13 protein-coding genes are annotated in these 14,929 nt (G+C 66.1%); 9 read left to right on the top strand and 4 right to left on the bottom strand.

Features of this window, described 5'->3' with window-relative positions:
• From AAGI46_09325 to AAGI46_09290, 8 genes are all read left to right on the top strand, one after another.
• Positions 1-622: cyanophycin synthetase (locus tag AAGI46_09325; GenBank protein MEM1012406.1), on the top strand; the 622-nt coding region annotated here is incomplete at its 5' end.
• Positions 619-1,965, top strand: a complete 1,347-nt coding sequence (murF, locus tag AAGI46_09320) for a UDP-N-acetylmuramoyl-tripeptide--D-alanyl-D-alanine ligase (GenBank protein MEM1012405.1) — start codon at positions 619-621, stop codon at positions 1,963-1,965. The genes AAGI46_09325 and murF, both read left to right, overlap by 4 nt.
• 16 nt (positions 1,966-1,981) lie before the next feature.
• Entirely contained in the window at positions 1,982-3,124 is a 1,143-nt protein-coding gene (gene mraY / locus AAGI46_09315; GenBank protein MEM1012404.1) for a phospho-N-acetylmuramoyl-pentapeptide-transferase, read from the top strand.
• Between the two features lie 156 nt (positions 3,125-3,280).
• Positions 3,281-4,483 (top strand): putative peptidoglycan glycosyltransferase FtsW, encoded by a 1,203-nt coding sequence (locus AAGI46_09310; GenBank protein MEM1012403.1) that lies wholly within the window; start codon positions 3,281-3,283, stop codon positions 4,481-4,483.
• Between the two features lie 32 nt (positions 4,484-4,515).
• The gene (locus AAGI46_09305; protein MEM1012402.1) at positions 4,516-5,685 is read left to right on the top strand and encodes a UDP-N-acetylglucosamine--N-acetylmuramyl-(pentapeptide) pyrophosphoryl-undecaprenol N-acetylglucosamine transferase; all 1,170 of its coding nucleotides are present in this window, start codon (positions 4,516-4,518) and stop codon (positions 5,683-5,685) included.
• Positions 5,686-5,697: 12 nt separating this feature from the next.
• The gene (locus AAGI46_09300) at positions 5,698-6,486 is read left to right on the top strand and encodes a YqgE/AlgH family protein (GenBank protein MEM1012401.1); all 789 of its coding nucleotides are present in this window, start codon (positions 5,698-5,700) and stop codon (positions 6,484-6,486) included.
• Positions 6,486-7,571, top strand: a complete 1,086-nt coding sequence (locus AAGI46_09295; protein MEM1012400.1) for an endonuclease/exonuclease/phosphatase family protein — start codon at positions 6,486-6,488, stop codon at positions 7,569-7,571. Before AAGI46_09300 ends, AAGI46_09295 begins: the two co-directional genes overlap by 1 nt.
• 8 nt (positions 7,572-7,579) lie before the next feature.
• Positions 7,580-9,733, top strand: coding sequence for a DUF255 domain-containing protein (locus AAGI46_09290; GenBank protein ID MEM1012399.1), 2,154 nt, complete (start codon positions 7,580-7,582; stop codon positions 9,731-9,733).
• Between the two features lie 18 nt (positions 9,734-9,751).
• On the opposite strand, the gene AAGI46_09285 is transcribed toward AAGI46_09290, so the two are convergent.
• Together AAGI46_09285 and AAGI46_09280 are read right to left on the bottom strand one after the other, a co-directional pair.
• Positions 9,752-11,599, bottom strand: coding sequence for a choice-of-anchor tandem repeat NxxGxxAF-containing protein (locus AAGI46_09285; protein MEM1012398.1), 1,848 nt, complete (start codon positions 11,597-11,599; stop codon positions 9,752-9,754).
• 148 nt (positions 11,600-11,747) lie between these two features.
• A complete protein-coding gene (locus tag AAGI46_09280) occupies positions 11,748-12,260 on the bottom strand; it encodes a hypothetical protein (protein ID MEM1012397.1) in 513 nt (170 codons plus the stop codon).
• A gap of 29 nt (positions 12,261-12,289) precedes the next feature.
• On the opposite strand from AAGI46_09280, the gene obgE reads away from it, so the two are divergent.
• Positions 12,290-13,402, top strand: coding sequence for a GTPase ObgE (gene obgE / locus AAGI46_09275; protein ID MEM1012396.1), 1,113 nt, complete (start codon positions 12,290-12,292; stop codon positions 13,400-13,402).
• Here the strand turns inward: obgE and mutY are convergent.
• Both mutY and AAGI46_09265 read right to left on the bottom strand, forming a co-directional pair.
• Complete coding sequence (gene mutY / locus AAGI46_09270) at positions 13,314-14,405, bottom strand: A/G-specific adenine glycosylase (protein ID MEM1012395.1); 1,092 nt, start codon at positions 14,403-14,405, stop codon at positions 13,314-13,316. The genes obgE and mutY overlap by 89 nt on opposite strands.
• 21 nt (positions 14,406-14,426) lie before the next feature.
• Positions 14,427-14,929: hypothetical protein (locus AAGI46_09265; GenBank protein ID MEM1012394.1), on the bottom strand; the 503-nt coding region annotated here is incomplete at its 5' end.

The following is a 14,929-nucleotide window of genomic DNA, read 5'->3' as shown; positions in this document are numbered from 1 at the left end:
AGCCGGAACGGTGCAGGCGTCGACCAAGCTCGTCGGGCGACACAACGTCGAAAACGCCCTGGCCGCGATGGCCCTCGCAAGCGAGACCTTCGGCCTGTCGGCGGAGACGCTCGCCGAAGCCCTCGCCGACGCACCGGCCGCTCCGGGTCGACTCGAGCCCGTCCACGACGGCGGGCCGGTCGCGGTGCTGGTCGACTACGCCCACACCGACGACGCGCTCGAAAACGTGCTCCTCGCGCTTCGGCCGATCACGAAGGGCCGGCTCAAGGTCGTCTTCGGCTGCGGCGGCGATCGTGACCGCACCAAGCGACCGCGCATGGCGCGCGTCGCTGAACGCTTGGCCGATGATCTGTTCGTCACAAGCGACAACCCGCGCACCGAAGACCCGGCCACCATCATCCGCGACATCAAGGCAGGCCTGACGAAACGTGCCCACGTCGACATCGATCGCCGGCAGTCCATCCGTGCCGCGATCGAGTCGGCCCAGCCGGGCGATTGCGTCCTCGTCGCCGGCAAGGGGCACGAGGATTACCAGATCATCGGAACGACCAAGCACACGTTCGACGACCGCATTGAGTGTCGCCGCGTGCTGGCGGAGCGCACCATGGCGGAGGCGTCGTGACGCCGATCTCGCTCGACGATCTCGCCAACGTCATCGGCACTGCGAGGCCGGGGCGTGACGCGATGGTGTCACGTCTTACGACCGACAGCCGCGAGGTGCGTCCGGGAGACGTCTACCTCGCGCTCCGCGGTGAGCGGTTTGACGGTCACGAATTCGTCAGGCAGGCTTTCGACGCCGGCGCGTTGAGTGCCGTTGTCGAACGCCTGCCGACAGACACGTCGAGCGACGAGCCAGTCCTGGTCGTTCGCGACACGCGCAAAGCCCTGGCCGACATCGCCCGCTGGCATCGAAGAACACTCCGCGGCAAGGTCGTCGCGGTCGCCGGCAGCAACGGCAAGACGAGCACCAAGCTGCTGATCCACAGCGTGCTCCGCACCACGCTCCGCGGCTCGGCCAGCCCGCGGAGCTTCAACAACGACGTCGGCGTGCCGCTGACGCTCCTCGCCGCCGACACGAACGACGATTACGTCGTGGTCGAAGTCGGCACGAACCACCCGGGCGAGATTGCAAACCTCACCGACATCGCCCGACCCGACATCGCCGTCGTCACCAGCATCGGCCACGAGCACCTCGAAGGCCTCGGCGACCTGGACGGCGTACGTCGCGAAAACCTGGCAATTCTCGGAGATGCGGAAGCCGACGCGTGTCCGGCAGCGATCGTCCACGCCGGCGATGAGGCGTTCGTTCAATCGGCAAGGCGACGCGGCGGCCGACTGACAACGTTCGGCAACGGCGAGTCCGACGTGAAGCTCGACAACGTCGAAGTCGGCTTCGACGGGACCAGCTTCCGCTCCGGCGGGCGACGCTGGAACGTGCCGCACCTCGGGCGACACGCGGCGTCCAACGCACTTGCCGCCATCGCCGTCGGCCGACAGTTCGGGCTGAGCGGCGACGACATCGCCGCAGGTCTGGCGTCCGCCGACGTCCCGCCGATGCGGCTGAACGTCCGTCCGTTGCCGTCGGGCGTCGTTTTGCTGGACGACAGCTACAACGCGAACCCCGAGAGCGTCCGCGCTGCCTTGGACCTGCTGGCCGACCTGCCGACGAAGGGCCGGCGTGTCGCGATCCTCGGCGACATGCTCGAGCTCGGCCCGGCCGGTCCGGACAAGCACCGCGACGCGCTCCGCCACGCCCAAACCGTCGCCGATGTCGTCGTCACCGTCGGCCCGATTTTCGCCGAAGAGGCCGACGCGGAAGCCCGCTTCGCCACCGCCGCCGACGTGCCTGTGGAGTCGATCGTCCAGCCGGATGATCTCGTTCTGCTCAAGGCCAGTCGCGGCATGAGACTCGAAACGATCGCCGAGCGACTGGCAAGCGACCAACCCCTCTCGGCCGCGGCATAGCGGGAGACGAACGACTTTGCTCTATCAGCTCTTCATCGCGTTCCGCGACGACCTTCGAGGCGGGCCGCTGGAGTTCTTGCGCGTCGTCACGTTCCCCGAGTTCGCGGCCTTGCTGGCGGCGCTCGTCGCCTTCGGCATCGTCACGCTGTCGGGCAATCGGATGATCCGCTGGCTTCTGCGTCGCAAGATCGGTGACGCGGCCGACTTCGACGACGAGCAGCTCAACGAAGCCTCCAAGAACAAGAAGAACACGCCGACGATGGGCGGGTTGCTTGTCGTCGGGGCGATCGTCGCAGCGACTGTTCTGGTCGCCGACATCGCCAACTTCTACGTGCAGATGGCTGTCGTCTGCCTGCTCTGGCTCGGCGGGGTCGGGGCGGTCGACGACTGGCTCAAGCTCAACGCCGCGCGACGCCAGACGGGTCGACAAGGTCTGCTGTCGCGCGAGAAGCTGCTGCTCCAGATCGGCCTCGCAGCCGTGTTGGCGATGTTCCTCTGGCGTTACGCCGGGCAGCTGGATGCGGCATCGCAGCTCTACGTGCCGTTCTTCAAGAACGTGGCGATCCCGCTGTCGGCCTGGGTGTTCGTACCGCTGACCGTCGTCGTCATCGTCGGCAGCAGCAACGCCGTCAACCTCACCGACGGCCTGGACGGCCTGGCGGCTGGATGCGTCGTGATGGTCGCTCTGGTCCTGCTCGTCCTGTCGCTCATCATCGGCGACGCCCGGCTGAGCGACTTTCTGCTCTTCCATCATCTGCCGCAGGTCGCGCCGCTCGCCGTGGTCTGCGGCGCGACGGTCGGATCGGCACTGGGCTTTCTCTGGTTCAACTGCAACCCGGCCCGCGTCTTCATGGGCGACACCGGCAGCCTTGCGCTCGGCGGCATTCTCGCGTTCGTGGCGGTCTCGATTCGCCAAGAGCTCCTTCTCGTCATCGCCGGCGGCATCTTCGTGGCCGAGGCGATCAGCGTGATGTTGCAGGTCGGATGGTTCAAGTACACGCGCAAGCGTTTCGGCGAGGGGCGACGCATCTTCCTCATGTCGCCGCTGCACCACCACTTCCAGAAGAAGGGGTGGACGGAGACGCAGACCGTCGTGCGGTTCTGGTTGGTGGGAGCGATGCTGGCGATCGCATCGCTGGCAACGATCAAGCTGCGGTGACGCGTCGATGCCCAACCCGTCATCCTGAGCGAGTGCCGCGAGTCGAAGGACCTCGTCTGCGCGAACCTGCAGAACCGGGCGAGGTCCCTCGACTGAGCTCGGGATGACGGAGGGGAACTCACGCGAGTCGCTGCGAACGACCGATAATCGGTGGAGGTGCCCGACTCTGTTTACGGCCTGCGAGATCGCGACCTGCTGGCGTTGGCCGTGCTGGTGCTGCTGGCGCTGGGCCTGTTGATGGTGCAATCGGCGGCGTTCATCGCCGAACCGCAGGCGGGGCCGGCGCTCTTGGACTGGAGTGGGCGAGGCGTCAAGCACGCGCTCTACGTCGCCCTGGCCATGCTCGCCTTCGTTACCGCCAGCCGGCTCGACGTCGGCAAACTCGCCCGGTCGACGGCTTCGGGTTCGCCGGCTGTCTGGTTCGCCGGCATCGCTGTGATCCTGGCTGTGCTCGTGCTGATTCCGGGTGTCGGGGCCGAGGTCAACGGTGCCCGCCGATGGCTCCGACTCGGCCCGTTGAACGTGCAGCCGAGCGAACTGGTCAAGTGGGGCGTGGTGCTCCTGGTCGCGTGGCGATTGAGTCGTCCCGGACCGTTCGAGCTGGGTCGCGGCTTTTTAACACTCTCCGCGTTTGTCGGCGTGATGTGCCTGCTGGTCGTCATCCACGACTTCGGCTCGGCCGCGCTGATCGCGGCGACGGCGGGCGTGATGTTCCTTGCTGGTCCCGTCAAACTCCGCTGGCTCGCGGCGGCGGTGCTTCCGGCGGCAGGGGCAGCGTTCTGGTTCGTCTGGAGCGAGCCGTACCGCATGCGACGCATCTCCGCATTTCTCGACCCGTGGGCCAACCCGGAGAGCGACGGCTATCACGTCATCCAGAGCCTCTACAGCTTCGCCGGCGGCGGATGGACCGGCCGCGGTCTGGGCAACGGCGTGCAGAAACTGGGCTACCTGCCCGAAGACACGACCGACTTCATCTTCGCGGTCGTCTGTGAAGAGCTGGGCCTGTTCGGCGCATTGCTGGTCGCGGGGTCGTATCTCATCGTCATCACGGCCGGTTGGTGCGTCTCCAGACGCTGCCCCGATCCGTTCTGCCGGCTGCTGGCTTTCGGCGTGGTGGCCGCGTTGGGTCTCCAGGCGACGATCAACATCGCCGTCGCAACCGCCAGCCTGCCGACGAAGGGCATTGCGCTCCCGCTGGTGAGTGCTGGCGGAACTGGCTTGGTCTGCACCGGCTTCATGCTCGGGCTCGTCTACGCCGTCGGCAGAGGCCCCGTGGAAGCCCGTGACGGGGACTGGGAGCGCTTGCTGCGCGGCAATCACGCCAGGGCCGATAGTGCAGCGGACGAAGACGAGGATTGACGCAGACGTCCGGGCCTGATTCGCTGCATGTTGTGCAGGAGCCGTCGTCTGGACAATCCGAAACCGGACAGCGCTGCGTCCTGTTCGCCGGCGGCGGCAGCGGAGGACACCTTTATCCCGGACTGGCCGTCTCGACGGCGATGCGTGAGCTTGACCCGAGCGTCCGGCCGCTGTTCCTGTGCACCGAACGCGAGATCGATCGCGTCCTCCTCGAACCCACCGGCGAGGCATTTGTCCAACAGCCGATCGTCCCGCCCACACGCAGCGTCGGGGGATTGCTTCGCTTCTGGCAGGCGTGGCGCGCGACGAACGACCTCGTTAAGAAGCTCATTGACGAGCATCAACCCGTCGCTGTCCTTGGCCTCGGCGGCTACGCGGCGGGCGTGGCGGTCAAGCTTGCCGGACGACGAAAGCTGCCCACCGGCATCCTCAACCCCGACGTCGTTCCCGGCAAGGCCAACGTCTACCTGATGCCGTATTGCCGGCGAATCTACCTCGGCCACGACGCCGCCAGCGAGCACGTCCCGCAAGAGCATCGCGACAAATGCCTCACGACCGGCGTGCCACTCCGGCCGGGCATGGAGCAGCGGGGCGATCGCGATGCCGCGTGCCGACGCTTCGATCTCGACCCGCGTCTCAACACGTTGCTCGTCACCGGTGCGAGCCAGGGCGCCAAGACGATCAACGAAGCCATCGTCGAGACGGCCCGACGATCGACCACCGGCGGCGGGCCGTTCCAGGGGTGGCAGGTGCTCCACCTTGCCGGCCGCGATCATGCCGAGACCGTCCGCGAGGCGTGGCGGACGACGACCATGAACGGCCGGGCCAAGGTGCTCGACTTCACGCCCGACATGCACGACGTCTGGTCGGCGGCCGACCTGGCGGTGAGTCGGTCCGGCGCGGGCACGTGTGCCGAGGTCGCCGCGATGGCGGTGCCGACGGTCTTCATGCCGTATCCGTTCCACAAGGACATGCACCAGGCCGCCAACGCCAAGGTGCTCGCGGACGCCGGTGCCGCTGTGATCGTCGACGACCGCAAGGACGCCGCTGCCAACGCCGATGCGCTGCAGCCGGTGCTCAAGGGGCTTCTGTACCAGTCAGAGCGACGCGCATCGATGCGTGACGCTGCGGAGAAGGTCGCCAAGCGCGACGCAGCGATGCGTGTCGCCAAAGACCTTCTCGATCTGACAGGCGTGGCGTAATCTTCGCGTGACATGCCGTCTTCCGACGACAACGCCCAGCCGCCGACGCTGCCATCGCTGCGCGGGAAGTTCCTGCTGGCAAGCGCGACGTTGGCTGACCCGAACTTCGCCCGAGCGATCATTCTGATCGTCCGCCACGATCTGAACGGCGCTCTCGGCATTGTCGTCAATCGACCGCTGGGCGTGACGCTCGAAGAGGCCTGCAGCGAAGAGGTCGAGGCGGCACGCGGCGTCCACCTGCCGCTGTTCCATGGCGGGCCATGCACCGGACCACTCGTGGCCGTTCACAACCTGCGGAGCCTCGCCGAAGCTGAGGCGGAGCTCGGTTCTTCCGAGGATGACGACGAGGACGAGGAGACCGCTGCATCGGCCGCAGAGCAGGTCGTCGGCAACGTCTACTTCTGCTCGCGTCGCGAGGCGCTCGAAGCCCTTATGAAACACCTCGGCCACGACTCGGACGGTCGCGATCTAGCCGACACGGCCGTGAAGTTCGTCGCGGGCTACGCGGGCTGGTCGGCCGGTCAGCTCGAGAGCGAAATCGCCGAGGGCTCGTGGCAGTTGCTCGAGGCGTCCGACATCGACGTCTACGCCGGCGGCGACAGCCGCCACCCGACGCCGCCACCCGACTCGGCCCTGCCCAACGGCGCGATCGGCCTCATCGGCATGCTGGGCGACGAAGGCATCGAACCCGCGGCGACCCTTGCGCCGGGCATTCGACAGTGGGTCCGGCTCCGCACGCGGGCAAACCTGATCCGCCTGATCGATCCGCGCCTCATTCCGACCGATCCGACGGTCAACTGATGACGTCCGACGACGCCTCACCCTCCACCGAGCAACCCGACCCGCCGGCCGTCACGTCGCGACCGTTGTGGCGTCGGGTGGTCCACGTCGTCCGCTGGATCATCGCCGTGCCGACGTGGATCGCGGTGCTCGGCATCGCAATCGCGGTGATCCTGGCATGGCTGATTCCCGTCGACGCGACGGCCGAGTCGCAGGGCCGCGTGCTGGTCAACGCGGCGATCTTTGGGGTGCGGGTGTTTCAGACGCACCTGCTGTTCGCGTCGCTCGCGCTCGTCACGGTCGCACTGCTGACGTGGCGGCGTCGACTGGTGATTGCCGCGCTCCTCCTCGCCGGGTCGCTCGGGTCGGTCGAGCTGCTCCGCGTGCTGCCGGCCTGGTCGAGACCGAACGTCGAAGGCCCGACGCTCCGCGTTGCCGCGATCAACCTCTACTTCTTCAACACCGATCTCGACGCGATCGAGTCGTACATCCGCGAAGTTGACCCAGACGTCATCGCCTTCAGCGAGTTCAGCCGAGTTCACAGTTCGCTCATCGATCGACTGGCCGATACCTACCCGCACTTTGTGCTACCGCGAGGCGTTTTCCGCGCGGACCATGCGGTCCTTGCCAAGCAGCCCATTTTCCATGCCGCCAGCGACGACGGCCGGCTGAATGTCAGCACGTTCTTCGACGGTGCACCGCTCGTCGTCTCGGCCGTGCATCATCGCTCGCCAGGCGACATTTGGACCGTCCAGCGGAACCTTCGCCAGACGAGCGAGCTGGTCGACAGCCTGCCGGAACTCGAGAGCGAGGCGATCTTCCTCGGCGACTTCAACGCCAGCCGCTGGACGCCGCAGATCTCGTCGCTCCGCAGTGCCGGTCTGACCGAAGCCCACGACGCGTCGCGCTTCGGCCTCGGGCTCACCTGGCCCGCCAAACATCCGCGGCACGCCTGGACCCGACACATTCTGGGCCTCCGGCTCGGCGTGCGGATCGATCACATCTTCACCACGCCCGGCCTCGTCGCGGTCGACGCGGGCGTTGGCTCGCACGTCGGAAGCGACCACCTTCCGGTTTGGGCCGACCTGCGACGGGTCGATCCGTAACCTCGCTCATGCCCAACGCGCTCGCGAGCGAGACGTCGCCATACCTGCTTCAGCACAAGGACAACCCCGTCGACTGGCGGCCGTGGTCGGCTGACGCCTTCGCGGAGGCCCAGCGACGCGACGTGCCGGTCTTCCTCAGCGTCGGCTATTCCACGTGCTACTGGTGCCACGTGATGGAGCGCGAAGTCTTCGAGAACGAAACGCTCGCCCGGCAGATGAACGACGGCTTCGTCTGCGTCAAAGTCGATCGTGAGGAACGGCCCGACGTCGACGAGCACTGCATGACCGCGACGCAAGTCCTCAGCGGGCAGGGCGGCTGGCCGATGAGCGTCTTCCTCACACCCGACGGCAAGCCCTTTTTCGCTGGCACGTACTTCCCGCCGCACGACATGCAGGGTCGGCCCGGCTTCGGGCGAATCATGGAGACGCTGACCGACGCCTGGCAGAACCGGCGCGACGAGCTGCTCGAGTCGATCGACGGCGTAGCGGATGTGCTGACGCGCCTCGCTAAGCCCCGTCCGCCGGAAGAGAGGACGACGTTCGACGCATCGCTCGTCGCCAGGCTCGCCCGAGACGCCGCTGCGGACTACGACCCGAGCCTTGGCGGATTCGGTCGCGCGCCCAAGTTCCCGCGGCAGACGTTACTCGCGTTCCTCCTCGAAGCCGGTGGACACGAGAAGGCCCTCCAGCACACGCTCAGCGCGATGGCCAATGGCGGCATCCGCGATCACCTCGGCGGTGGTTTCCATCGCTACAGCACCGATGCAAAGTGGCTCGTGCCGCACTTCGAGATCATGCTCTACGACCAGGCGATGCTCGCCCCGCTTTACGCCGACGCGGCGGGGCGTTTTGGCGAGCCACGCTTCGCCGAGGTCGCCAGGCGTTGCTGCGATTTCGTCCTGCGTGAGATGACCAGCGACGCCGGGGCGTTCTTCACCGCCTTCGACGCCGAGGTCGACGGCAGCGAGGGCAAGAACTACCTGTGGACGCCCGGCGAGGTCCGCGCAGTACTCGGCGACGAGGCCGACGCTTTCCTGCAGGTGTACGGCCTCGACCGCGGATTCAACTTCGCCGACCCGCACGGCCCGAATCCGCACACGCCGGACACGAACGTCCTGTTCCTCGCCGAACCAGACCGCGAAAACGAAGTCGAGCCACTTCGACAGCGGCTGCTTGCCATCCGAAAGCAGCGACAGCAACCGCTGCTCGACACGAAAATCGTCACCAGCTGGAACGGCCTGATGGCCGAGGCGTTGGCAGCGTGCGGCAAGCTGCTCGACGAGCCGCGCTACGTCGACGCGGCCAACAAAGCCGTCGACTGGCTGCTAGCGAATCACATCGTCGACGGCCGGCTGATCCGGTCCAGTCGCGATGGCACCGCCGGTCAGGCGGCGGGCGTCTTGGAGGACTATGCACATCTCGCCAGCGCATTGGTCACGCTCAATCGCCGCGACGAGGCCGAAGGTCTGCTGGCCGTGTTGAACAAGCAATTCAAGGAGGGCGACGCCTACGCCGCGACGGCCGACGACGATCCGGACCATCGCCTGATGGGCGGCGTCCGGCGCCTGACCGCGGGCGACACGCCGCTGCCGTCGGGCAACGGCATGGTCGCGATCACGCTGCTGCGACTCGGCCGAACGGACGACGCACGCAAGCTCGTCGAAACCTTCGCCGGGCCGATCGTCGAACAGCCCGGCCACGCGTCGGTGCTGGCAATGGCCGCGTCAATGCTCGTGCCGCACGGCGACTTCACGGTCGAACCAGGGCCCGCCGTCGACGCTCCGCAGTCGCCACCAGCCGAGGCTGGTCAGGTCGTGCAGCTCGCCGGCGAGTGGATCGACGCCCAGCAGATCGACGTCGTCTTGACCATCGCCGAAGGCTTTCACCTCTACAGCCCACGACACAAAGGCGACGAGCACAAGCTCGAACTGGCCGCCACCGACAGCGACGCCATGGCCCACGTCGATTATCCATCCGATGACGCTGGCATTTATCGCGGCAGTGTCCGCCTATCCGCCCACCTCGTCCGCCCCATGGAGACCGGCGGCGAGTTGGAGCTGTACCTGAGCTATCAAGCCTGCGACGACACCCGCTGCCTTCCGGCCGTCCGCAAGGTCTTCGTCGTCCGCCTCACGGATGCCGAGAGCAACGGCTCGACCTGATGGTCGACCCACATCAGCTCAGCCGGTCCGACGACGCAGTGCGACAAGCGTCAGCGCCGCAAACCCGGCCAGTGCCCGGGTCGGCTCTGGCACGGTCGCCGCCCACGCATCGACCATCGCAAGGTCAGCCGACGTGACTGCGGCCCCGAAGTTCGCCCGCAACAACCCAAAGTCGGCCAGGTCGACCACGCCGTCCTTGTTGAAGTCGCCGTCGAGCCGCGTGAGATCGCCGGTGCTTCCAAAGCCAGCCCGCAGCAGTCCGAAATCCGCGAGGTCGACGATGCCGTCGAAGTCCGCATCGCCCGCAATAGCCGAGTCAATTGTCGCGATCGCCACGCCACGTCGTCCATCGGCGAGGCCGTAATGGTAAACGACTTGGCCGAGGTCGTTCAGGCTTGTGCGGCCGTTTGACTCGAAACTGTTGATCGAAGCACCGAGAAAGACGATCGTGCTGCCGTCGAGAGCATCGCCAGTACGTGCCACGCTCGTGAGACCGAGAAGCTCATCGTAGAAGAAAATCCCCTGCGCATCGTTGGTGCTGCCGCCGTTCAGAAGGTCAATGTTAGCATTAAACAAAACCTGGCCATTGTTGTTAAGAGTTGGCACACGCAGCTCTAGAAATCTACCTTGAAGCGACCCGTTGCTAGTGGGCGCTTGGTCGCGCGTTCGGGCAACCCTCGTCAGTCCGCCCTCTGTCCCGTCGCCGACGTAGATGCCTTGTGCGTCCGCCTCGCCGCCGCTGGTGCCGGCGAGATCGGCAACAAACGCAACCTGACCCACATTGTTGAGTTTTGGGAACAAGAATCTCAGAAAGCTGCCGTTCCCATCGGGGGCGGCCTGACCCTTACGAGCGATCTGTACGGCGCCGCCGCTCATCCCATCGCGGAAGATGGCTTGGTCGTCGGAGTCCCCACCGCTGGTGCCGGTGAGATCAGCCGCGTATGCAACTTGCCCAGCATCGTTGATGGAGAAAGTGCCAAACATCGTCGAGAGGGCTCCGTCGCCATCCGGGGTGGAATCGCCCTCGCGAGCGATCTGTGTAAGGCCGCTGCCGGTAAAGTCGACGAGGTAGTAGCCAGCATCATCTGAAGACCCGCCGCTTGTTCCGCTGAGGAGTCCACGGAAGACCGCATGGCCAGCGTCGTTGACGGCATAGCCTTCAAGCGTGGCTAGAGTCCCGTTTCCGTCAGACGCAGCCAGTCCACCACGAGCGAGTTCGACGATGCCATCGACCGTCCCGTCGCCCACGTAGAGACCAAAGTCCGCCGATGGTGCGACGCCTACGAGACCCGCCAAAAACACTGTCTGACCTGAGTTGCTGAGGGCGGGGAAAATCGGCTCAAAGAAAGTCCCGTTCCCGTCGGGCGTGGCCTGGCCCTCGCGAGCGACCTGCACCAGCCCTGCGGACTCCATGTTGCTCATTAGGATGCTGCGGTCGTCCGAAAATCCTCCGCTGGTTTCCGAGATGCCAGCTTCAAATGCAATCTGACCCGCGTCGTTGAAGCGTATGGAGGCGTCGAAACCTGAGATGACCCCATTCCCGTCGGGCGCGTCAGCGCCCAAGCGGCCGATCTGTGTCACCTGGTCGACGACTCCGTCGAAGCGATAGATTGCAACCTGGCTCGAGCTCTGCCCGCTCGTTCCACTCAGCCGAACTTGCAACGCAACTTGCCCCGCTGAGTTGATCAATGCTCTGTTGAACATCGAGAAGCTGCCGTCACCACCGGGCACGGGGGTGGTGGTGTCGACGATGACAGTGGTCGATGCAGTCGCGTCTGGACCGTTGAGGTTCGAGGCGATAGCGGGCAGCGCTGGCAACACAGCGACCGCGAGGATCGCGGTGTGGCGGTGGATCGGTCGGTTCATCTGTCGTCCCCTTGGGCGTGCATGATCTCTCAGCCCGGCGCGAATGCGGCGGCGCGATACGACACGCTACAGAACGAACCCCGAAGGGCAAGACCTTCGCTGTTGGTGCGTTTTGCCGCAACTCAAATGCCCTCGTCTCGCGTTCCGGTTACTCAGCCTCTGACGTCTGCGTCGACGGGACAGTGCTCGGGGGCTCGCCCAGAAAATCGGTCACTGGAAAAGCTCCGTCTTCCGCGTCTTTGAGCAGGCGGACCGTCAGTGCGACGTGGGGCACGGATCGGACGGACACGTCCGTCACCACGTAGTGGCTGTCGGAGAAATCGCGACTGCCGTCGTGTCGCCAGCGGTCGATCGTGATCCAGTCGCGTTTGACACTCGACTCGGTTCGGCCGCGGAGGTTCATCTCTTCGATTCGGAAGTGCGTGCGACCGTTCGCGCGTGCGACTTCGGCTGCGCGGAGCCTTGCAAACTCGATCACTTGGCCGTCGGCCATTCCGGACCAGCCGGCGTAGCTGACGACGTGGACATCCGGCTGGAGCGCCGCACTGCTGTAGCCGACCCGGCCGTCGAAAGGGCGGTACGGCGGGACGTACTCGGGTGTGCCGGTACAACCGCACAAACCCAGCGACAGCAAGATCAGGCTGGTGCGAGCGATGCCCATGCTGCGGATAAGACTACCCTCGCCCCACGATGTTCGTCGACGAAGCCCGAATCATGGTCAAGGCCGGCGACGGCGGCAGCGGGTGCGTCAGCTTCCGTCGCGAAAAGTACGTCCCCAAAGGCGGCCCCGACGGCGGCGACGGCGGCAGTGGTGGCGATGTCATCTTCGTCGTTGATCCCGAGAAAAACACGCTCCTCGACTTCGCCGGCCGGCATCACTGGAAGGCGACCGACGGCAAGGCGGGCAGCGGGCAACGACGAAGCGGCAAGAGTGGCGACGACCTCGTCATATCTGTCCCGCCCGGCACCGGCGTGTTCGACCTCGGCCTGCGTGACGAACACGAGCAGGCAGACCTCGTCATCCCCGACGAGGACGACGCGGCGGGTCACGAGATGTCGCTCGACGTGCCCGACGAGTTCGGCAAGGGCGAAGGCCTACACATTGCCGATCTCGTCAAAGCCGGGCAGCAGGTCATCATCGCTGAGGGCGGTCGCGGCGGGCAGGGGAATCACCGGTTCAAGAGCAGCACCAACCAGTCGCCGCGACAATTCACGCCCGGGACGCCCGGCGTCCGTCGTCACCTGCGTTTGCAGCTTCGCCTCATCGCCGACGTCGGGCTGGCGGGCCTGCCAAATGCTGGCAAGTCGACGCTGCTCGGTGCGCTCAGCGCTGCCCGTCCGAAGGTGGCGAGCTATCCGTTCACGACGCTCGAACCACAACTCGGCATCAGCGAGCTCGACTTCGAGCGGCGGATCGTCTTTGCCGACATTCCGGGGTTGATCGAAGGTGCCAGCGACGGGGCCGGACTCGGGCACGCGTTCTTGAAGCACATCGAGCGATGCCGGGTCGTGCTGCACGTTGTCGACGTCGGCGGCGAGTCGGCGGATCCGGCGGCGGACTTTCGGACGGTGCGGCGCGAGCTCGAACGGTTCAGCCCAACGCTTGCCGAGAAGCCAACGCTCGTTGCCGCGAACAAGATCGACCTGCTGACCGACGGCGACGGGCCGATCGATGAGCTTCGCCAGGCGTTGCCCGATCAAGAGGTCGTCGCGATCAGCGGGGCGACGCGGCAGGGGCTCGACGCTTTGTGCGAGCGACTTTGGACTCTGCTTCAGCCGGAACTGGCATCGAACGAATCGTGAGCTGCGGCTTGCTCATCGCGAGTTTGTCCAGCTCGGCCGGCAACTTCCAGACCGTGCCGGGTGGTGTGTCGGGCGTCGCGACGGCCGACGTGTAGCAGTCGAACTCGTATTGCCGGTGCGTCAGCCGATGGGAGACCCGGCCGAGCGGTTGCCATTCGGCGTCGATCGGCGGTGCGTCATCGATCGACCGAGTCGGGAACTGCCACAGACCGGCCCAGCGTCCTTTGGCCGGTCGTTGCTCGACGAGCAGACGGCCCGAGCGATCCGTCACGCGATAGACCTTGCGTCGCTCGACCGCGACGGCCTTCTGCTTTTTCGGCGGCGGAATGTCGTCGGCGAGGCCAAGCTCATTGGCCCGACAGATTTCGGCCACCGGGCAGACAAGACATCTCGGATTCTGCGGCACGCACACGGTCGCACCAAGCTCCATCATCGCCGAGTTGAAGTCGCCCGGACGTTCGCCCTGAACAAGCTCGTCGGCACGCTGCCAGAGACGGTCGATCGTGGCTTTCTCGGTCGGGTCTTCGCGCACGGCATCGAGCCGGACGAGCACGCGGCTGACGTTGCCGTCGACGATCGGTGCAGCGACGCCGTAAGCGATGCTCGCGATCGCACCGGCCGTGTATCTCCCGACGCCCGGCAGCGTGAGCAGCGTCGCCACGTCTCTCGGCACTCTGCCGCCGTGGTCGTCGACGATCGCCTTGGCGGCGGCTTGAAGTCGTTTGGCTCGGCTGTAGTAGCCAAGGCCCTGCCAGTGGCGCAAGACATCGGCCTCGTCGGCTCGTGCGAGCGCGTCGACGGACGGGAACGAGGCGACGAATCGCTCGAAGTACGGAATCACCGTCGCGACCTGCGTCTGCTGGAGCATGAACTCGCTGACGAGGACGCGGTAAGGCGTTCGCCCCTGACCACGCCACGGCAAGTCACGGGCGGCCGTGTCGAACCATCGCAGCAGTTCCGCACGAAGCCACGCGTTGCGATCGACCTTCTGCTGCCGAGCCACACCGAACGGTATCGAGTCCGGTTACTCGAGCACAGACGCGGCAGCCTTGGCGACGGCCAAGGGATCGGTCGCCTGGTCTTCGGCAAGATCGACCAGCGACCACTCGACCGACAGCCGCGAGCCGTGCCCGATCGGCGCAGCGAACTCCAGCTCCGTCCACGGTCCAGGGTCCTCGCCGGGCTCACCACGCGGCGAGGCATAAATCTGAGCACGATCTGCAGCGAGGAGGTCGCGCTCACCCTCGGCCAAGACCACACGTTGGACGAACGCCACATCGCCGGCCGGCCTTGAAAGACCGGCGGCGAGGACGTCGCTCTCGAATCCGACCTTCGCCGATTGCTCAAGCGGCACGATTGCGGCCGACGGTCGCTCGCCCACGTCGGGCAACGGCCTGACGAATTCGAAGAGTTCACCCGAACGTCCTTCGTTGCCCATCCAGTTGGGAGCAAGGGCACCGTCCATCCGGCCCACGACGACGGCGGTTGCTTGCTGGAGAGGAATCTGCGTGACGTGCCACGCTCCGT

The organism is Planctomycetota bacterium, assembly GCA_038746835.1.
Classification (GTDB): Bacteria; Planctomycetota; Phycisphaerae; order Tepidisphaerales; family Tepidisphaeraceae; genus JBCDKH01.
This window is presented reverse-complemented; position numbering and strand designations above follow the sequence as displayed.